The organism is Pseudomonas sp. LA5 (assembly GCF_028640825.1).
Lineage (GTDB): Bacteria > Pseudomonadota > Gammaproteobacteria > Pseudomonadales > Pseudomonadaceae > Chryseomonas > Chryseomonas aestiva.
The window spans coordinates 146,991-164,744 of sequence record NZ_JAQYZY010000039.1 but is presented as its reverse complement, the minus strand read 5'-3'; the positions used below and the strand labels follow the sequence as shown (position 1 = coordinate 164,744).

18 protein-coding genes are annotated in these 17,754 nt (G+C 66.6%); 6 read left to right on the top strand and 12 right to left on the bottom strand.

Annotation, left to right across the window (positions count from 1 at the left end):
• Position 1 precedes the first annotated feature (1 nt).
• Entirely contained in the window at positions 2 to 772 is a 771-nt protein-coding gene (locus tag PVZ72_RS15650) for a 2OG-Fe(II) oxygenase (protein WP_187980564.1), read from the bottom strand.
• A gap of 35 nt (positions 773 to 807) precedes the next feature.
• Positions 808 to 1,446 carry an alanyl-tRNA editing protein gene (locus PVZ72_RS15645; protein WP_187980563.1) on the bottom strand — a complete coding sequence of 213 codons (639 nt, stop codon included), beginning with the start codon at positions 1,444 to 1,446 and terminating at the stop codon, positions 808 to 810.
• A 92-nt stretch (positions 1,447 to 1,538) separates the two neighbouring features.
• Here PVZ72_RS15645 and PVZ72_RS15640 point away from each other — a divergent pair, with 92 nt between their 5' ends.
• The 3 genes from PVZ72_RS15640 (at position 1,539) to PVZ72_RS15630 (ending at position 4,692) form a co-directional block, all read left to right on the top strand.
• Complete coding sequence (locus PVZ72_RS15640) at positions 1,539 to 2,522, top strand: LysR family transcriptional regulator (RefSeq protein WP_187980562.1); 984 nt, start codon at positions 1,539 to 1,541, stop codon at positions 2,520 to 2,522.
• A gap of 202 nt (positions 2,523 to 2,724) precedes the next feature.
• Complete coding sequence (locus PVZ72_RS15635; protein ID WP_187980561.1) at positions 2,725 to 4,125, top strand: sugar porter family MFS transporter; 1,401 nt, start codon at positions 2,725 to 2,727, stop codon at positions 4,123 to 4,125.
• A gap of 78 nt (positions 4,126 to 4,203) precedes the next feature.
• On the top strand, positions 4,204 to 4,692 hold the full coding sequence (locus PVZ72_RS15630; protein WP_273862418.1) for a UPF0158 family protein: 489 nt from the start codon (positions 4,204 to 4,206) through the stop codon (positions 4,690 to 4,692).
• A gap of 31 nt (positions 4,693 to 4,723) precedes the next feature.
• Here PVZ72_RS15630 and PVZ72_RS15625 read toward each other — a convergent pair whose 3' ends face one another.
• The 6 genes from PVZ72_RS15625 to PVZ72_RS15600 all read right to left on the bottom strand — a co-directional run bounded on the left by PVZ72_RS15625 (position 4,724) and on the right by PVZ72_RS15600 (position 11,966).
• Complete coding sequence (locus tag PVZ72_RS15625) at positions 4,724 to 5,881, bottom strand: ATP-binding protein (protein WP_273862416.1); 1,158 nt, start codon at positions 5,879 to 5,881, stop codon at positions 4,724 to 4,726.
• A gap of 80 nt (positions 5,882 to 5,961) precedes the next feature.
• On the bottom strand, positions 5,962 to 6,492 hold the full coding sequence (locus PVZ72_RS15620; RefSeq protein WP_187980559.1) for a glycine cleavage system protein R: 531 nt from the start codon (positions 6,490 to 6,492) through the stop codon (positions 5,962 to 5,964).
• Positions 6,493 to 6,551: 59 nt separating this feature from the next.
• On the bottom strand, positions 6,552 to 7,610 hold the full coding sequence (locus tag PVZ72_RS15615) for a haloacid dehalogenase-like hydrolase (RefSeq protein ID WP_273862415.1): 1,059 nt from the start codon (positions 7,608 to 7,610) through the stop codon (positions 6,552 to 6,554).
• 136 nt (positions 7,611 to 7,746) lie between these two features.
• Positions 7,747 to 9,027, bottom strand: a complete 1,281-nt coding sequence (locus PVZ72_RS15610; protein ID WP_133862022.1) for an MFS transporter — start codon at positions 9,025 to 9,027, stop codon at positions 7,747 to 7,749.
• A 220-nt stretch (positions 9,028 to 9,247) separates the two neighbouring features.
• On the bottom strand, positions 9,248 to 10,981 hold the full coding sequence (locus PVZ72_RS15605) for an OPT/YSL family transporter (RefSeq protein WP_273862414.1): 1,734 nt from the start codon (positions 10,979 to 10,981) through the stop codon (positions 9,248 to 9,250).
• 70 nt (positions 10,982 to 11,051) lie between these two features.
• Complete coding sequence (locus tag PVZ72_RS15600; protein WP_273862413.1) at positions 11,052 to 11,966, bottom strand: LysR family transcriptional regulator; 915 nt, start codon at positions 11,964 to 11,966, stop codon at positions 11,052 to 11,054.
• Positions 11,967 to 12,078: 112 nt separating this feature from the next.
• Between PVZ72_RS15600 and PVZ72_RS15595 the strand changes: the two genes are divergently transcribed.
• Both PVZ72_RS15595 and PVZ72_RS15590 read left to right on the top strand, forming a co-directional pair.
• The gene (locus tag PVZ72_RS15595) at positions 12,079 to 13,059 is read left to right on the top strand and encodes an aldo/keto reductase (protein WP_273862412.1); all 981 of its coding nucleotides are present in this window, start codon (positions 12,079 to 12,081) and stop codon (positions 13,057 to 13,059) included.
• A 69-nt stretch (positions 13,060 to 13,128) separates the two neighbouring features.
• Positions 13,129 to 13,281 carry a hypothetical protein gene (locus PVZ72_RS15590; RefSeq protein WP_017639863.1) on the top strand — a complete coding sequence of 51 codons (153 nt, stop codon included), beginning with the start codon at positions 13,129 to 13,131 and terminating at the stop codon, positions 13,279 to 13,281.
• A 94-nt stretch (positions 13,282 to 13,375) separates the two neighbouring features.
• On the opposite strand, the gene PVZ72_RS15585 is transcribed toward PVZ72_RS15590, so the two are convergent.
• The 3 genes from PVZ72_RS15585 to PVZ72_RS15575 are packed head-to-tail and all read right to left on the bottom strand — an operon-like array spanning position 13,376 to position 15,470.
• On the bottom strand, positions 13,376 to 14,350 hold the full coding sequence (locus PVZ72_RS15585; protein WP_273862411.1) for a DUF3618 domain-containing protein: 975 nt from the start codon (positions 14,348 to 14,350) through the stop codon (positions 13,376 to 13,378).
• On the bottom strand, positions 14,347 to 14,760 hold the full coding sequence (locus PVZ72_RS15580; protein ID WP_133862017.1) for a phage holin family protein: 414 nt from the start codon (positions 14,758 to 14,760) through the stop codon (positions 14,347 to 14,349). The genes PVZ72_RS15585 and PVZ72_RS15580 overlap by 4 nt, the downstream gene beginning before the upstream one ends.
• On the bottom strand, positions 14,757 to 15,470 hold the full coding sequence (locus tag PVZ72_RS15575; RefSeq protein ID WP_273862410.1) for a hypothetical protein: 714 nt from the start codon (positions 15,468 to 15,470) through the stop codon (positions 14,757 to 14,759). Before PVZ72_RS15575 ends, PVZ72_RS15580 begins: the two co-directional genes overlap by 4 nt.
• 373 nt (positions 15,471 to 15,843) lie before the next feature.
• On the opposite strand from PVZ72_RS15575, the gene PVZ72_RS15570 reads away from it, so the two are divergent.
• Positions 15,844 to 16,374, top strand: coding sequence for a Dps family protein (locus tag PVZ72_RS15570; RefSeq protein WP_059228999.1), 531 nt, complete (start codon positions 15,844 to 15,846; stop codon positions 16,372 to 16,374).
• Here PVZ72_RS15570 and PVZ72_RS15565 read toward each other — a convergent pair.
• On the bottom strand, positions 16,356 to 17,609 hold the full coding sequence (locus tag PVZ72_RS15565; RefSeq protein WP_273862409.1) for a XylR family transcriptional regulator: 1,254 nt from the start codon (positions 17,607 to 17,609) through the stop codon (positions 16,356 to 16,358). The genes PVZ72_RS15570 and PVZ72_RS15565 overlap by 19 nt on opposite strands.
• Between the last annotated feature and the right edge of the window lie 145 nt (positions 17,610 to 17,754).

Genomic DNA, 17,754 nt, shown 5'->3' with positions numbered 1-17,754 from the left:
GTCAGCTCCAGTACGTGAGGGGTTCGGCCGCCCCGCGATAGCCCACGAAGCACGACAGCGACAGCCGTGGCTGGTCGTTGCCTGGCGTCACGGCGTGCATGCGGCGGGAATTGAAGAGAATCAGGTCGCCCGGTTCCGGGCGGATGGTCAGGCAGGGCGGACCGAGCCGGTCGGGCTCGATGCCGTAGCTGTCGCCGCGCAGGGCGTCGAAGGCCTCCGGCGCCAGCTCGCGTGACCAGAGCTGCAGTTCGCCGCCCCGGCTGGGCATGGTCAGGTAGACGTTGCAGGCCAGCTGGGTGACCAGGCTTTCGGCTTCCTCGCTGCCCGGCGCGTCCTTGGCGAAGATGTCGTGGTGGGCGAGAAAGCGCACCCCGGGCTTCACCACCCGCGACAGGCCGACGTACATCTTGCGACCCCAGAGGGTCTGCAGGCGGGCGCCGGCGGGCCAGACCTCGTCGAGGGTGCAGCGCACCAGGTCGATGGGATTGAGATAGGGGCGGCAGCGCCGGCGCAATTCTTCCAGGTTGCTGGCGACGCTGGCGAAATAGTCGTCCATCTGCGCGCGCTGGTGTTCCGCCTCGTAGAAGGCCATGCCGATGCGGCCGATGCTGGGGGCATTGGTGTAGGTGGCGAAGCCGTTGCCGAGGATCTGCTGGCCGAGGTCGTCGGCCAGCGGGCGCGGCACGAAGCGGCGCACCCGCACCGCCAGCAGGCGTTCTTCGGTGAGACGGAGCAGGCTCTCGGTGTCGAGAGCGTCGAGTTCGAGCAGCATGGCGCTTCCTTTCTGCGGGTGAGGTGAGCGGTTGATCAGGCGCCAGCCATGTCGTAGCTCACCAGCAGGCGTCCCTTCTTTTCCTTGACGCCCAGGGCGCTCAGGGCGCCGACCGCGCGCAGGGAGCGCACGTGGGTCCCGCCGCAGGCATAGCGCGCCACGTCCTCGCCAAAGCGCACCTGGCGCTGGCCACCGGCCTGCACCTCGACGTGCAGCGGCAGGTCTTCTTCCACCAGGGCGTCGAAGAAGCCCTGCCAGGATTCAACGTCCAAGGCTACGGTATCCTCGCCGGGGACGAATTCGATGCGGCCTTCGCCCGGCCAGTGATGGGCCTTGACCGGTATCCAGCCATGGATCTCGCCGATGTGGCCGAGCAGATGCCCGGCCGAATGCAGCCGCGAATGCAGCTGGCGCCGATCTTCGTCGACCCGGGCCAGCACGCGACCGGGCGCCAGGGGGCGGGTGGTGTGGTGCAGGATGCGGTCGCCGTCCTGGACCACCCGGGTCACCTCGGCGGTACCGATCCAGCCGGTGTCGCTGGGCTGCCCACCGCCCTGGGGATGGAAGGGCGTGGCCAGCAGTTCGACGATATAACCGTCCTCGGCGGCGCTACAGGCGTGGACCTCGACCTCGGCGATCAGGCTGTCGCTCAGAAAATACAGGCGCTCGGTCATACGTCTACTACCTAGAAAACGAGAAACATCCTCATTCTAAAGATCGCACGCAAGGGTGATAATCCACCCTCTCTCCAAAGGAATTTTGCGCTGTGAGCATAAATCTTCCCCTGCCGCTGCTCAGCGAGATGGCCATTTTCGTGCGGGTGGTGGAGAGCGGCAGCTTCTCTGCGGCGGCCCGTCAGCTCGGTCTGACCCCGTCTTCCACCAGTCGCAGCGTGGCACGCCTGGAGAAGGCCCTGGGCACACGCTTGCTCAATCGCAGTACGCGCAAGCTGCGGCTGTCGGAGGCGGGGGAGGAGGTCTTTCGGCGCTGCAGCGACATGGTCGGCGCCGCGCGGGCGGTGCTGGAGGTCAGTGGCCAGTTCAACCAGGCGCCGGCCGGCATCGTCCGGCTGTCGGTGCCCAAGGCGGTAGGCAGCACGGTGATCCATCCGCACATGGCCGATTTCCTGCGGCGCTACCCGGCGGTGGACGTGCAGTTGCTGCTGGAGGACCGCTATGTCGATCTGATCGACGAGAACGTCGACCTGGCCATCCGCATCACCGATCGGCCACCGCCCGGACTGGTGGGCCGCCAGTTGCTGACCATCGAGCACCTGCTCTGCGCCACGCCGCAGTACCTGGCCGCGCACGGTCAGCCCGCCCATCCCCGCGATCTGGCCGGGCACAGCTGCATCTACCTGGCGGAAGAGCCGGCCGATTCGCGCTGGAAATTCCGCCAGGGCGCCAAGGTGGTCCACGTCAACGTGCGCGGGCGCTATGCCGCCAACCACACCGGGGTGCGGCTGGACGCGGTGCTCAACCACATCGGCATCGGCAGCCTGCCACTGTTCACCGCCCAGGCGGCCCTGGCCCGCGGCGAGATCGTCCAGGTGCTGCCGGAGTGGTCCTTTCTGCCGCATTACCACGGCGGCGCCTGGCTGCTCTATCCGGCGACGCGCCACCTGCCACCCAAGCTCAAGGTGTTCATCGACTTTCTGGTCGAGCGCCTGGGCGACCAGGCGCTGCGTCCCGGCCAGGGTGCCGCCGCGCTGCCCGAGCAGCGCTTCCAGGAACTGACCATTGGCAGCTAGGCCACTGCCAATGCGTCTTTCGTGATGCTTTTCACAAGTCCTGTTACAACTGGCAGCATTAGGTGAAACGATTCACCTAACGTTTCTCTGCCTGCCGCATCACGCTTTTCTCTGGGCCATGCTCCCCCACGGCCCGCCTGCGCGGGTGGATCGGGTTGCCACCGCGATCCTTGCCCTGGCAAAACAAGAAAGGATTTCCCCCATGCTCGCTTCTTCACCCTCGCTCGCCGCACCCGTGGCGGCCACCCCGCGCAAGGGGCTGGTCGTGCTCATCGCCGTGATCGCCGCCCTCGGTGGCCTGCTGTTCGGCTACGACACCGGCATCATCGGCGTCGCCCTGCTCGGCCTCGGCCGCGAATTCGCCATGGACGACACCGTCAAGCAGCTGGTGACCGGCGCCATCATCTTTGGTGCTCTGTTCGGCTGCCTCGGTACCGGCCCGATCTCCGACCGCCTCGGCCGGCGCAAGACCATCATCGGCGTGGCCCTGGTGTTCGCCCTGGGCTCGGTGCTTTCGGCACTGTCGCCCAACGTCACCCTGCTGATCCTGTCGCGTTTCCTGCTCGGCCTGTCGGCCGGCAGCTCCACCCAGATCATCCCGGTCTATATCGCCGAGGTGGCGCCGCCGGAGCACCGCGGCAAGCTGGTGGTGCTGTTCCAGTTCATGGTGGTGTTCGGCATCACAGTGGCCTACTTCACCGGCTTCGCCCTGGACGAGCACTGGCGCTGGATGTTCGGCCTCGGCCTGGTGCCGGCGCTGATCCTGCTGGCCGGCATGACGGTGCTGCCGGAAAGCCCGCGCTGGCTGCTGGTCAAGGGCCGCGAGGCTGACGCCCTGGCGGTGCTGGAGCGGGTCCGCGGCGGCCAGGCCGCGGCCGAGGCCGAACTGGCCGAGATCAAAACTGTGAGTAACGCGCCGGAAGGCAACTGGAGTGACCTGTTCTCGCCCTGGGTCCGACCGGCCCTGCTGGTGGGCGCCGGCATCGCCATGTTCTCGCAGATCACCGGCAACAACGCGCTGATCTACTATGCGCCGACCATCCTTACCCAGGCCGGCTTCTCCGATCAGACCGCGGTGCTGGCCACCGGCTGCAGCACCATCCTGGTGGTGATCATGACCGTGGTCGGCAGCTTCCTGGTGGATCGCATCGGTCGCCGCCGCTATCTGCTGACGCTGATTCCCGGCTCCATCGTCGCCCTGGCGATCATGGGCTACCTGTTCCAGGGCGCCGGTCCCCAGACCGATGTCGAGCGCTGGACGGTGGTAGCCTGCCTGGCCGCCTACCTGATGCTCAACTGCGGCGGCTTCGGCGTCTGCATCTGGCTGATCAACGCCGAGGTCTATCCGCTGTTCGTGCGCGGCAAGGGCGCCAGCGTCGGTGCCTTCAGCCACTGGGGCTTCGACCTGCTGGTGACCCTCACCACCCTGAGTCTGGTGACCAAGCTGGGCGCCGCTCACACCTTCTGGCTCTATGCCGGGATTTCCCTGGTGGCACTGCTGTTCATCTGGCGACTGGTGCCGGAGACCAAGGGCAAGAGCCTGGAGCAGATCGAGCACGACCTGCGCGAGCGGCGCTTCTTTCCCTATCAGCGGAAGGGCTGAACGCGAGCTCCGGTGCCAGGGTCGCAACAGGAGCGGAGATAGAGCTCCGCTCCTGTTCGCCTGTGCCGGAGTCCTGCCATGCGCCCCCTCACCCTCGACCTCGATCTGCTGGCTGCCGCCCTCGACAGCCGGGAGCGAGGCACCCACTTCCTCGACCTTGCCAGCGGCGCCCTGCGCCTGCTCGATCCGGACGACCTCAGTCTGGAAGAGCGCGAGGAACTGGAAGATCCCGAACGCTACCTGCCACTGCCGCGCCTGACCCAGGACGATCGCCTGGAACTGCGCGAAGCCTTTCTGCACCAGTTGCGCCACCCCCACGCCCAGCCCCTCTTGCGGGCCGCGCTGGAGAGCCGGCGGCCGATCCGGACCTTCGACTACGAACTGGACCTCTTCCCCTCGGTACGCGAGGCCTGGCAGGCCTTTGCCCTGAGTCGTCTCAAGGAGGAAGTGCTGGTGCTGCTGGGCGAAGCCGGCCTGGAAGCCCTGCCGGCGGATGGGCGGATGCCACTGCCGGACGATGTCCCCGAGGGCATCCGGCGGCGGCTGGAGAAGGGGCGGGAGCGATAGGGCTCGCCACCCCGATGGTCAGCTGAGCACCTTAGTTTGCCGAAGCGTCCGGGAGCATGCCGGCGCTACGCATGAGGTCCGGCAGTCCTTGTTCCTCGATGGCATAGACGCCGCGCTCAGCTTTCCAGATCAATGCCTTCTCCTGCAAGGCAGCCAATGCCTGCTGTACATTCTGCGCATAGGCGGCCTCTTGGGCCTGGGCCTCATTCATGCCGGCGAGCCGCAGCATGTCTGCATACTTGCCGAGGGTGGCCAGCTCGAAAGGCGCATAGTCCTTGCCCTGGACCGCCATCACCTTCAGTACGGCCGCTTGAATCGGTGTGAGGCTGCGAATCACGGCGAGCGCGCTCTCGGACATCTCTCGCACATGCTCGTCGACGGCTTCAGCGAAAGCGGCATTGCCCACTGCAGCATCATCGATCATCGAGTATTCGAGTACCTCACGGGCTGCTTGCATCGCCTCGGGGCGATAGCCCGCTTCGACGAATTTGCTCCAGACCACTTCTGGATCGAGGGCGAAATCGAGCCTGGACTGCCCGCAGAACCAGTCCACATAGCCTCTGTCGAGATGGGGAAAGTTTACCAGCGGCGCATTGAAGAAGGCTTGATCGCGGCTGTTTCTGAGCATCGCCAGCTTGTCCCGGCTGGAACCGGTGCAGATAAGTCTCAAACCATGATGGTGTGAGCCGTTCAATTCGTCGCGAGCCGCCTTGAGGGCGAAGAGCGTATTGCTGCCAGCCGTGGTGGTCACGGCATGCTGAGCTTCGTCGATAATGAGCGCTATCGGCTTGCCGAGACTATCCGACAGCGCGGCTAGCGCAGCGGCCAGGGTTATGCCCTTGGCTTTGCCGATGCTGCCGGTATCTATCTCGACCCCACCCACCTTGAGCTTCACCACACCACTTTGCTTAGTCAGCTTGGCGATCAGACCAAGATTGTGCTCGATGGACACCTGTACCGCCTGGTTGATTAACTCGGCCGGATCAGTCTGTCGATTCGACCAGAGATCGACGTAGATCACCTCAGCGCCCGCGAGTTGGAGGGCAGGCGCCAAGTCTTCACGCATGAAGGTGGTCTTGCCGGTTCGCCGTGGCGCTGCCAAAAACAGACCGGGATGCAGCGGGTCTGCCATGATCTTGGCGGCATAGGTAGTAGCCATGGCATGGCGGTGATAGAAGCGCCCAGGCATCGACAATTCCCTGTTTAAAGGCGATTAAAGTCGATTATAGATCTTTATAGACCTTTATAGATCGTCGCTCTGAAGCCTACTTAGTGCTGGTCATGCCCGTGCCGATAGAGCTTGAGCTCCACCATCAGGTCGTCGGTGAGGGTTTCCAGGTGGGCTTGCAGGGCTTCGAGTTCGAGGTCTGCCGGAAGCGCCAGCAGGGCGGTGGCGTGGAACAGCGCCTCGCTGCTCATGGGTGCCGGGCGGGTCTCGGTGGACAGGCGCTCGACGTTGACGCCCACCTGATGCAGCGCTCGGGTGATGTCGCGGACGATGCCGACGCGGTCGTTGCCCAGCAGGTCGAGCTGCACCAGCGGCGCACCCACCGCAGCCGGCTGGCCGGGTTCGCCGACCAGGATGCGCAGGCCGGGAATGGCCAGCTGCTGCAACGTCTCCACCAGGCCGTTGCGCAATTCCGGCTCCACTTCCACCGAGAGGATGCCGGCGAACTGGCCGGCCAGGTGGGCCATGCGGCTCTCCAGCCAGTTGCCGCCCTGGGCGGCCACGCAGTCGGCCAGGGCTTCCACCAGACCGGGGCGATCGGGGGCGATGACGGTCAGGACCAGGTGTTCCATGGCGGGCTCCAGGGCGGGCAGAAGGAGTCTCCAGTCTAGCCCGCCCGATCGCCGCCGGCCTACTGGATGTCTTCGGGTTTGACGATCACCCAGTGCTGGTCCGCGTTCACCGCCACGCCGGCCTTGGCCTGGCCCTCGGCGTTGCTCTTCATCATCGCCTCGATCTGGGTGCGGTACTTGGACTTGCGGTCGATCCACAGATGGATGCCGTTCTTGGCGGCGTCCACGCCCTGGAACAGCATGGGGCCGTCGCTGACCGGGGTGTCGCCGCCGACCAGGATGGGTTTCTTCCAGGGATCTATGTAGGTGAGGATGGCCGCGTACTTGCCGGCGAACCAGGTGGCCGGAGTCCAGAGATAGGGCGTGACCTGCAGCTTCAGGTTGGCCTGGGGATCGTACTTGCCTTCGGCGATCTGCTTGCGGGCGGTGGTCAGGGCGCCGGTGGCCGGGTCCTTGAGCAGGGTGGTGACGCCGATGACGTTTTCCGGTTTCACGCCATAGCCATAGCGCGGGTCGGCGGCCACCATGCGCACCAGCTCCTCGTGGGCGGCGCTGATCACATAGACCTCGATGCCGTTCTCCATCAGCTTGTGATAGAGCTCCTGCTGGCCGGTGAAGGGCTTGGGCGGGTTGATCTCCACCGTCTCGATCTTGTCGTCCTTGCCGTAGTAGGTGGCGGGGATCGGCTTGCCGTAGGCCATCAGCTCGTCGACGTAGCCCTTGAGCTGCTGCAGGGTGAAGCCGGAGAACACCTGGGCGACCCAGGGGTAGCAGACCAGGTCGTCGACCTCGCACAGCCGGTAGTAGTAGCTGTTGAGGCTCTCCTTGTGGCCACCGACGTCCTTGAAGGGGATCAGCTTGAGCGAGGGATCCAGGGTGTCGCGGGTCAGCACGCCCTTCATCTCCAGGAAGGGCAGCAGGGCCTCTTCCAGGTCGTAGCGATAGCTGGTGTTGTCCATGTCGAACACCGCATAGTTGCCCTTATTGGCATTGGCGGCGATCAGGGCGTCGAGCTGGCGGGCGGCATCGGCCGGCCAGTGGGTCAGCTCGGTGGCGGCAGCGGTGAGGCTGAGCAGACCGCCGGCCAGGCCGGCGAGAAGGCGGGGGAGGGTGGGCATCGGCGGGCTCCGGCACGGCGACCGCGGTATGCGGTCGTCTGGTCTAGACCATAGCAAAAGGTCATGACAGTTCGATGCGCGGAGCGACCTGGGTGGGCGCGAGAGCGGCAGGGCCTGCCGCTCTGCGACAGCCCTGTCAGGCGGTTACGGTCTTGAAGCGCGGCTGGGCGTTGCCCTTGAACAGGGTCAGGGTCGCGACCAGGCCGAGCACGGCGGCCAGGGTCAGCCACATGCCGGGGGCGGCCTTGTTGCCGGTCTCCTGGATCAGCCAAGTGCAGACCATCGGCGTGAAACCGCCGAAGGTCGCGGTGGCCAGGCTGTAGGCCAGGGAGAAGCCGGTGGTGCGCACATGGGCCGGCATCACCTCGGTCAGGGCCACCACCATGCCACCGTTGTAGGTGCCATAGAGGAAGGACAGCCACAGCTCGACCATCAGCAGGCGCGAGAAGCCCGGGGCATGGGTCAGCCAGATCATCGCCGGGTAGGCGGTGAGGATGGCCAGCACGGTGGCGAAGATCAGCAGCGGACGACGGCCGACGCGATCGCTCAGGGCGCCCATCACCGGCAGCCAGATGAAGTTGGAGATGCCCACGCAGGCCGTGACGATCAGGCTGTCCAGATCGGTCAGGTGCAGCTCGTGACGGCCGAAGGTCGGGGTGTAGGCAGTGATCAGGTAGAAGGAGGCGGTGGTCATGGAGACCATGGCCACGCCCGCCAGCACCACGCCGAAGTTCTGGCCGATGGAGGTCATGGTCTCGCCGAAGGTCGGCCGATGCTTGCGCGCCTCGAACTCGGGGCTTTCTTCCAGGGAACGACGGATGATGAACAGGAAGGGCACGATCAGGCAGCCGATCAGGAAGGGAATGCGCCAGCCCCACTCACCCATTTCGGCGGGCGACAGCCAATGGTTCAGCAGAGCGCCCAGCACGCCGGCGAAGACCACCGCGACCTGCTGACTGGCGGACTGCCAGGAAACGAAGAAACCCTTGCGCCCGGGGGTGGCGATTTCCGACAGGTAGACGGACACGCCGCCCAGTTCGACGCCGGCGGAGAAGCCCTGCAGCAGGCGGCCGAGCAGCACCAGCAGCGGCGCGGCGACGCCCAGGGTGGCGTAGCCCGGCACCACGGCGATCAGCAGGGTACCCAGGGCCATCAGCGCCAGGGTGACGATCAGGCCGTGGCGACGGCCGTGGCGATCGATGTAGGCGCCGAGGAAGATGGCTCCCAGGGGGCGCATCAGGAAGCCGGCGCCGAAGGTGGCCAGCGACAGCATCAGGGAGGCGAGTTCGTTGTCGCCGGGGAAGAACGTCTTGGCGATGGCCGTGGCATAGAAGCCATAGACCATGAAGTCGTACATTTCGAGGAAGTTTCCGCTGACGACGCGGAAGACGGATTTGGCTTTCGAGGTGGTGGCCATGACTGCTAGCTCGGATTGAGTTTGTTATAGGAGACAGCTCGCGCAGGGCGCCCAGACCTCTCGCGGGTGGGTCGCGCTATTTGTAACCTTATGTGTTGCAAAAGCGCGCTGGCAAGCTGAATCGGACCGGAACCCCCGAATTTCATGGGTTTGAAAGGTTATTGAAAGGTTCGCGACATTACGTCTGGAAATTATTGTCCAGTTGACACGTTGTCGCAGTTCAGGTGGCAAGCATTTGCCAGAACGCCGCCCCGACGCCTGCCAGACTTTCCCCGGCGATGAGGCCGGCCGCGGCGGCCAGGGCGAAGCGCTCGGCCAGGCCCGGCGCTCGCCAGCGCACCAGGGCGGTGAGCAGGGCGCCCAGGGTCATCATCAGCGCCACCGAGGCCGGCAGGATGAAGGCCAGCCCCAGGGCCGCCGAGCTGGGCAGCCAGTGCGCGCGGCGGTCGGGCAGCAGGGCCTCGGCCAAGCCCAGCAGCAAGCCGACCAGGGCGCCCAGGACGATACCCAGGCGCATGGCGCCATCGAGGGCACCCAGGCCCTGGGTCAGGGTCTCCGCGACCGCCTTCCACTGCGCCACCGCCGGTGCCGGCCAGGCGGCGCTGAGCAGCAGTGCCTGGGGATCGGGAATCAGCAGGCGGTAGGTGAGCACCCCGGTCACCGCGCCTAGGGCGATGCCCAGGCACTGGGCGACCACCTGCTTGGCCGGGGTGGCGCCGATGGCCTGGCCGACCTTGAAGTCGTTCATCAGGTCGGTGCTCTGACCCGCCGCGCCGCCGGCGGTGTTGGCACCCATGAGGTTGATGTTGACCTGCCCGGGAGCGGCCAGGCCGAAGGTCAGCTGCGACAGCTGACCGATGGCGCCGATGGGCGGGATGCCGGTGGCGCCGACCACCCGCGCGGCCATGGCGGCGAGAAACAGCGCCAGGGGCAGGGCCAGCAGCGCCAGCCAGGGATCGATGCCGAACAGCCGCACCTGGAGCACCACCACCAGCAGAGCCGCCACCAGCAGCAGCGCCAGCGGCCAGACGCGGGGCCGCCGCCAGCCCTGGCGACGGCGTTCGGCGCGGGGCAGGGTGATCAGCCGCACGGCCAGCGCAGCCAGGGTGGCGCTGACCATCAGGCTTACCCCGGGCCAGAGCAGCCATTGCACCAGAAAGGCGTATTGCGGACCGCTGGCGCCGGCCGGCAAGGCGGCGATACCGCTGGCCAGCAGCCAGGGCGCCACCGCGCCCCAGGCCAGCAGGGTGCCGAGCAGCAGCGACAGTCCGACCCTCAGGCCGATGATGCCGCCGAAGCCGAGCAGCAGCAGCGAGGGATCGAAGCTGAAGGTCAGGCGTTCCAGGGCCGGCGAGGGCGCGACCCGTGGCAGCGTCCAGGCGAAGCTGTCCACCAGCTTGACCGCCGCCGACAGCGCCAGGGCGCCCAGCAGCACCCGCAGGCGGCTCAGGGCTTCGGCACCGCTGGCATAGACCTGGCGCAGCGCTTCCAGGGTGGCCAGGCCCTCGGGGAATTTCAGGCTGGCATCGGCCAGCAGCAGGGGCCGCAGATACCAGGCCACCCAGATGCCGAGAAAGCTCACCGCGAACACCCAGCCCATCAGCGGCAGGGTTGGCAATTGCTGGCCGGTCAGCAGGGTGTAGGCCGGGATGGGCGCGACCAGACCGCCGGAGACGATGCTGGCCGCCGCCGAGGCCACGGTCTGGTTGATGTTGCTCTCGTGCAGCGTCCAGCCCGGTTGCTGCAGGCGGCGACCCAGGCGATGCCAGAGGCCGTAGCTCACCAGCAGGGCGATGATCGACATGTTGAACGACCAGCCGATCTTGAGGCCGGCATAGACATTGGCCGGGGTCAGCAGGATGCCCAGCAACGCCCCGGTGAGCAGCGCCCGGGGGCTGAGTTCGCGCTCCACGGGCAGCGGCAGGTCGATTGCGGCGGCGTTGGCAGTGGGCAAAAGGGCCTCCTCGGTCAGGCGATCATGGCGTGGTCAGGGGACCCCCGGGCTTGGCGGTTGGTTCGCGTCCTCAGGGGTGGCGCCCGGTCCAGGTCTGGCGCAGGGCCTCGATCAACTGGCGCAGGCCGGGTGGCGGCTGGCGCCGACTCGGGTAGTAGATGCACAGCGGCGCGCCGGGCGAGGTCCAGTCGGGCAGCACCTGCTCCAGGCGACCGTCGCGCAATTCGTCGGCCACTCGCCACTCCAGGCAATAGGCCAGGGCCAGGCCGTCGAGGGCGACCTGGATCGAGGTCTCGGTCTCGTTGACCGTGAGCGGGCCGGGCACGTCGATCGTCCGCGTGGTGGCGCCGCTGCCCAGCTCCCAGCGATAGAGGGCGCCGTTGCCCAGCCGCAGCCGCACGCAGCGATGCTCGGCAAGCTCCTCCGGCTGCTGCGGTCGGCCGTGACGGTCGAGGTAGGCGGGGGCGCCCACCACGATCCAGCGCAACTCGTCGGTGAGCGGCAGGGCGACCATGTCCTGGGGCACGGTGTCGCCATAGCGGATGCCGGCGTCGAGGCCGTCGGCAACGATGTCCACCGGGCGATCCTCGACGCTGATGTCCAGTTGCAACTGCGGATAGGCGGCCAGCAGCCGGGGCAGGGTCGGGGTCAGCAGCAGCCGCGCCGCATCGCGCGGCACGCTCAGGCGCAGGCGCCCGACTGGGGCGTCGCGGTGCTGGTCCAGCTCGCCCAGGGCCTCGCCGATGAGGGCGAAGCCCTGTTCGAGCTTTTCCGCCAGCGCCGCGCCGGCCAGGGTCGGCACCACCGAGCGACTGGTGCGATTGAGCAGCTTGACCCCCAGCCGGGTCTCCAGCTGGCGCAGGGCATGGCTCAGCGCCGAGGTGGTGACGCCCAGTTCGATGGCGGCCTGGCGAAAGCTGCGCCGCCGGACCAGGGCGACGAAGACATTGAGATCGGCCAGTTCGCCGCGATTCAGGGTAGGCATGCACAATCCTCGCGCGATAAGGGTCAAGCGTTCGTTGAGCCCTATTCAACGCCTTCTGAATTAGCCTCACAAGGTTGATCCTTCCAACTGGCGTTGCCGCCTGGAGCTTTCCATGACTGAAACCCTACGCATCCCGGGTATCGATACCCCCGTTTCCCGCATCGCCCTCGGCACCTGGGCCATCGGTGGCTGGATGTGGGGCGGTACCGACGAAGCCCGCTCCATCGAGACCATCCGTGGCGCCGTGCAGGGCGGCATCAACCTGATCGACACCGCGCCGGTGTACGGCTTTGGCCGTTCCGAGGAAATCGTCGGCAAGGCCCTGGAGGGCATCCGTGACCAGGCGGTGATCGCCACCAAGGTGGCCCTGGAGTGGCCCAACGAAGAGGTGCGCCGCAATGCCAGCGCTGCGCGCATTCGCCAGGAGGTAGAAGACTCCCTGCGGCGTCTGCGTACCGATCGCATCGACCTCTATCAGGTGCACTGGCCCGATCCCCAGGTTCCCCACGAGGAAACCGCGCACGAACTGGAGCGTCTGCGGCAGGCGGGCAAGATCCTCGCCATCGGTGTGAGCAATTATTCGCCCGAGCAACTGGAGGCCTTCCGCCAGTTCGCCAACCCCTCCACGGTGCAGCCGCCCTACAACCTCTTCGAACGCGCCATCGAGGCCGACGTGCTGCCCTACGCCCAGCGCCATGGCCTGGTGGTGCTGGCCTATGGCGCGCTGTGCCGCGGCCTGCTGTCCGGGCGCATGAATGCCCAGACGCAATTCGATGGCGACGACCTGCGCCAGGGCGATCCCAAGTTCCAGGCCCCGCGCTTCGCCCAGTATCTGGCCGCGGTGGAGGCCCTGACCGCCTTTGCCCGCGAGCGCCATGGCAAGTCTATGCTGGCCCTGGCGGTGCGCTGGATCCTCGACCAGGGACCGACCATCGCCCTCTGGGGCGCGCGTAAGCCTGAGCAACTGCAGGGCCTTGACGAAGCCTTCGGTTGGCAGCTGTCCGCCGAGGACCTGACCGCCATCGACGCCATCCTCGCCGAGCACGTCAAGGACCCGGTGGGTCCGGAGTTCATGGCGCCCCCCTTACGTTGATCTGCCGGGAGCGGGGCACCCTGGCCCCGCCTCGTTGCCCAATGTACTCAGCCACAAGAGGTGAGCATCATGGCCAAGCGCGACGATCTCGACCACAAGCCGGAAAACGCCGGCAAGGTCGGCGAGACCCACAAGGAACTCAATCAGGGCGGTGAAGAACAGCGCCCGCAGAACGACAAGCGCCCCGAGCAGCCCAAGGAAAACCCGGATCCGGGTTACTGACAGGGGCACAAAAAGCAAAGGCGCCCGGGTGCAGACCCGGGCGCCTTTGCTGTCTATGGCCGGGGTCATCGGATGACCCCGGCAGTCTTGCCGGTCAGAAGCTGCGTGGTGGGGTGGCCATGCCGCTCTCATCACCTACCGCTCCAGGGGTGCTGCCTGTGGCCGCGGTACGGCCGACATTCATGCCCGCGGTCGCCTGGGTGGCCCCGAGAGTGCTGCCGGTGCCTGCCCTTGGCGAGCCCGCCATGGACTCGACCCCGGCGTCGGAATCATTGCCTAGGTTGCTGGACGAAACCCCTGCACCGCCTTGCTGGCGCCTGTCAGGACTGGCCTGGCGCGCTTCCTTCGCCACGTCCTGTCCCGCCGCCTTGACCTGCTCGTAGCCACTGCTGGCCGCCTGCTTGGCCTTGGTGGTGAGCTTGTCGCTGTGCTTGCCCAGGGCGCGATCCTCGGTCTCAGTACGCGGCAGCGAGGCCCCCAGCAGGGCGCCAAGGGCGATGCCCAGCGCACCGACCACCAGTGGCTGTTCGCGTAGCAGGGTCTCGAAGGTACCCTTGAGCTGTTGCGCCTGGTCGGCCAGGGCGTCCTTGGCGTGAGCCGCGCTATCGCTCAGCCGCTCCCCGGTCTCGGACGCCTTGACCGATACGCTCTCGCCCAGCCCGGTGACCTTGTCGCGCACGTCGTGACTGCCACGGTTCAGGGAATCACGGGTATGGCCTGCGCTGTCGGCGACCGAGTCCAGCGCACCGGACAACCTGTCCTTGAGCGGGGTGCCCGTGGTGGCTGGCGCCGGCGTGCGATTCTGCCCCAGCGCCAGCCACAGCAGACCCACCGAGGTCAGTACGGCCGGCACCGGATTGGCCTTGAGGGTGTTGCCCAGGTTATGGGCGAATTCACCGCCATGGCCCTTGGTGTAGGACAGCGCCTGGTCGAACAGCTGGCCTGGGGACAGGCGGCTTTCCAGCGCGCCCACCAGGTCCTCGATGTGCCCGCGCTTCTGGTCGATTTCGCGTTCGAGTTCCTCGGGATTCTTTCTTGATTCCTGATCGATCTGGTCGGTGATGCTCATTGTGCGGCCCTCCGTACGGCGTCCTTGTCCTTCTGCAGGCTGTTGACGGTGCGATCAGGGGTGAAGTGGGACGGCTCGAACTGCTTCTTGCCCGACTGCAGCATGATGAAACCGATCACCATGACCACGGCGCCCACCAGCAGGGCAGCGGCCCAGGGCGTGAGGTACTGGGAGAGAAAGTAGACGATGCCCATGAGCAGCACGATGAAGCCGGCCAGCAGCACGATGGCGCCGGCCGCGACCCCGGCCACACCGGCCTTGGTGGTGCGCAGCGACTCGCCCAGCTCGGCCTTGGCCAGTGCCAGTTCCTTGGTGAACAGCGCCGGTACCTCGTGGACCAGCTGCTTGACCAGGCCGACGACCGAGGTATCGCCTTCGGTGGAACGCGGAGTGGGATTCTCGTTGATCATGGCTGCTTGTCTCCGCTCAGGGTGGGACGATCCAGGTGGCTGGATGAGGTGCCGCTGTTCAGGCTGCTACCGGTACGCGCCGGATTGATCGCCGCACTGCCAAGGGGGTCGCCGCTGCCGGTGGTGGTCGGCGCATGGAGGTCGGGACCCTTGGGAATGTTGTTGGTGTGGATGACATCGACACCGGCCGCTGGCTCCACCAGTTCGTTTTCTGCGGCGACCGCGGGCGTGGTCAGCGAGGGCACCTCGTCCGGCCCGCTGACGCGCGAACTGCTGCCGGTGTCCCGCTGGCTGGAGGCCTTGAGAAAACGCGACAGGCCGAAGCCGATGGCGATGCTGCTGGTCAGGAACAGTGCCGGATTGTCGCGCGCCAGGGTTCCGGCCTGGTGCAGCAGCTGCTCGGCGCTCTTGCCACGCAGATCCTCGGCCAGGCCGGTCAGGCTCTGCGCCATGTCGCTGACATAGTGCGCCAGGCCCAGGGTGTCCTTGTCTTTAAGTTCGTCAGCGGCCGCCTGGGCGCTTTGTGCAAGGGCACCGAGCTGGTCGGCAGCGGTGTCCCGATAGTGTTCGTACTGGGCAGCACCTTCCTGTTTGGCATCCTGCACCGTGTCTCGGGCGACCTCTTTGAGGTCGTGCAGATGGGCCTCTGCCGTAGCACCGTCCTTGGTCTGCGAGGGTTGTCCCTGAGCGGGATTGAGGGGCGTCGTCATGCGCGGGTACCTGTGTGCAGAACCTTGTCGTGGCCGGCAGAGAGTTCTCGGCGACCGTTCGTGTGCCTTGCCTTTTAGGTGACCGGGCGCAATGAGCAGCAGTTCTCACGCGGCGTCGGTTTGGCGGCAAAGTAGACAAACGGTTTTACCTACAGGAGTAGCTACAAGCGCAGCGGCCGCGGCAGGAGAAGGCCTCTGGGGCGGGCAATGAAACGCAGTCGCAACAGGGGCAACCATTCGTCATGCCCAGGGTGGCGATATGCAAATTCGATGAACGATTTTTCGTCTGCTGCGGTCGATTTCTGCAGACGTTGATGTTCGCGCCAACCAGGCGAACCCCTTTTTCTCTTCACGTCCTGACAGGAGATCTCTCATGGCCGTTGCCAATGCCAAGCAAGAACTCAAGACCGTTTCCAGCGTCAAGCAGAAGGCCCATCAGGGCGAAGACGCCACCCTGCAGAACCAGCAGGCCGTAGGTGAAGCCCTGGCCGTGCTGCTGTCCGATGTCTTCGCGCTGTACATCAAGACCAAGAACTACCACTGGCACATGAAGGGCTCGCACTTCCGCGACTACCACCTGCTGCTGGACGAGCAGGCTACCCAGCTGTACGGCATCACCGACCTGATCGCCGAGCGCGCTCGCAAGATCGGCCAGCCCACCGTGCGCTCCCTGGAGCAGATGGTGCAACTCAAGCGCCTGGCCAGCAGCGATGCCACCGATCTGTCGGCGGACCAGATGCTGACCGAGCTGCACGACGACAACCAGTCGCTGGCCGCCTACATGCGTACCACCCACACCCTGACCGACGACGCCAATGACGTCTCCACCACCAGCCTGCTGGAAGAGTGGATCGACCAGGCCGAAGAACGCGCCTGGTTCCTGGGTCAGACCGTCGGCAAATAAGCCGCGGCAGCTACCTGAAAGCCCGTCTCCGGACGGGCTTTTTCATGGGCGCTCGCCAGGGGTTTGGGATTCGACTGGTACTGCCGCGGGGTACAGCCGAACTCCCGGCGAAACACCGCGTGCAGGTACTGCGCCGAGGTGAAACCGCAACGCCGGGCGACCTCGGCCAGACTCGGGGCCTCTTCCTGCAGCGCCACGGCCGCGGCGGCCAGCTTGAAGCCGAGAATCTCGTCGTGGACGCTGCGTCCCAGTTCGCGGCGAAAGGACGTCTCCAGGGCCGAGCGGGAGATGCCAACATAGCTGGCCACCTGCTCGGTCTTGATGCCCTGGCAGGCGTACTGGCGGATGAAGTGCAGGGCGCGCATCACCTGGGGATGCCGCACCGGCTGGTGGCGACTGGAGGCCTGGACGTTGATGCCCTCCGGCGGGATCAGCACCCTTGGCGCCCCCAGTTCGACGCCGTGCAGGCGCTGGTGCAGCAGTTGCGCCGCCTCCCGGCCGATGGCCTCGGTCCCCTGGATCACCGAGGTCAGGGGCACGCGGGTCAGGGTGCGCGCCAGCGGATCGTTGTCGATGCCCACCAGCGCCACCTGTTCCGGCACCGGGATGCCGGCCGTGAAACAGGCCTGCAGGAGTTGCCGCGCCCGGGCGTCGGTGACGGCGAGGATGCCCACCGGCTTGGGCAGGGCTTCCAGCCAGGCGATCAGCTGTTCCACCGCCGTATCCCACAGCGGGGCGCTGGTCTCCAGGCCCCGATAGATCTCCACCGGCAGGCCGTCGCGGCGGAGCAGGGCGGCAAAGGCTGCCTCGCGCTCGCCGGCCCAGCGATTGGTGTCGGCGGCGGGCAGGCTGAAGCAGGCGAAGCGGGTCAGCCCGGATTCGATCAGGTGGTCATAGGCCAGGCGCACCAGGGCGGCATTGTCGGTGGCCACGTAGGGGATGCCGGGCGGGTAGTCGGTCGGGGCCGCGTAGGAGCCGCCGACGGCCACCACCGGCAGCGCGCTGTGGGCCAGGGCGGCGCTCACCGCCGGGTCGTCGAAGTCGGCGATGATGCCGTCGCCCTGCCAGCGCTCGATGCCCTTGAGCCGGCAGAGGAAGTCCTCTTCGAGGAACAGATCCCAGCGCGCCCGGGTGCCGCTCAGGTAGTTGCCGATGCCGGTGAGGATGCCTCTGTCGTAGATCTTGCTGCCGTTGAACAGCAGGGCGACGCGGTGGACGGGCGGCTGGCTGGGCATGGCGGGGTTCCGGCAGGAGGCGCGGGCGGGGCTCCAGACTACGACCGGCGAGCCCACCTCTCAAGCGGCAAAATCGCACCTGGCTCTGGTGATTTTCACAATAGGCAGCCCGGGTGGCGGCGCTACCATCGACGCAAACCGGTAC

What these genes read in the sequence shown, in the direction of transcription:
- PVZ72_RS15650 (WP_187980564.1), bottom strand. Translation starts at nt 772, where the DNA reads ATGCTGCTCGAACTCGACGCTCTCGACACCGAGAGCCTGCTCCGTCTC.
- PVZ72_RS15645 (WP_187980563.1), bottom strand. Translation starts at nt 1,446, where the DNA reads ATGACCGAGCGCCTGTATTTTCTGAGCGACAGCCTGATCGCCGAGGTC.
- PVZ72_RS15635 (WP_187980561.1), top strand. Translation starts at nt 2,725, where the DNA reads ATGCTCGCTTCTTCACCCTCGCTCGCCGCACCCGTGGCGGCCACCCCG.
- PVZ72_RS15630 (WP_273862418.1), top strand. Translation starts at nt 4,204, where the DNA reads ATGCGCCCCCTCACCCTCGACCTCGATCTGCTGGCTGCCGCCCTCGAC.
- PVZ72_RS15625 (WP_273862416.1), bottom strand. Translation starts at nt 5,881, where the DNA reads ATGCCTGGGCGCTTCTATCACCGCCATGCCATGGCTACTACCTATGCC.
- PVZ72_RS15620 (WP_187980559.1), bottom strand. Translation starts at nt 6,492, where the DNA reads ATGGAACACCTGGTCCTGACCGTCATCGCCCCCGATCGCCCCGGTCTG.
- PVZ72_RS15615 (WP_273862415.1), bottom strand. Translation starts at nt 7,610, where the DNA reads ATGCCCACCCTCCCCCGCCTTCTCGCCGGCCTGGCCGGCGGTCTGCTC.
- PVZ72_RS15610 (WP_133862022.1), bottom strand. Translation starts at nt 9,027, where the DNA reads ATGGCCACCACCTCGAAAGCCAAATCCGTCTTCCGCGTCGTCAGCGGA.
- PVZ72_RS15600 (WP_273862413.1), bottom strand. Translation starts at nt 11,966, where the DNA reads ATGCCTACCCTGAATCGCGGCGAACTGGCCGATCTCAATGTCTTCGTC.
- PVZ72_RS15595 (WP_273862412.1), top strand. Translation starts at nt 12,079, where the DNA reads ATGACTGAAACCCTACGCATCCCGGGTATCGATACCCCCGTTTCCCGC.
- PVZ72_RS15590 (WP_017639863.1), top strand. Translation starts at nt 13,129, where the DNA reads ATGGCCAAGCGCGACGATCTCGACCACAAGCCGGAAAACGCCGGCAAG.
- PVZ72_RS15585 (WP_273862411.1), bottom strand. Translation starts at nt 14,350, where the DNA reads ATGAGCATCACCGACCAGATCGATCAGGAATCAAGAAAGAATCCCGAG.
- PVZ72_RS15580 (WP_133862017.1), bottom strand. Translation starts at nt 14,760, where the DNA reads ATGATCAACGAGAATCCCACTCCGCGTTCCACCGAAGGCGATACCTCG.
- PVZ72_RS15575 (WP_273862410.1), bottom strand. Translation starts at nt 15,470, where the DNA reads ATGACGACGCCCCTCAATCCCGCTCAGGGACAACCCTCGCAGACCAAG.
- PVZ72_RS15570 (WP_059228999.1), top strand. Translation starts at nt 15,844, where the DNA reads ATGGCCGTTGCCAATGCCAAGCAAGAACTCAAGACCGTTTCCAGCGTC.
- PVZ72_RS15565 (WP_273862409.1), bottom strand. Translation starts at nt 17,609, where the DNA reads ATGCCCAGCCAGCCGCCCGTCCACCGCGTCGCCCTGCTGTTCAACGGC.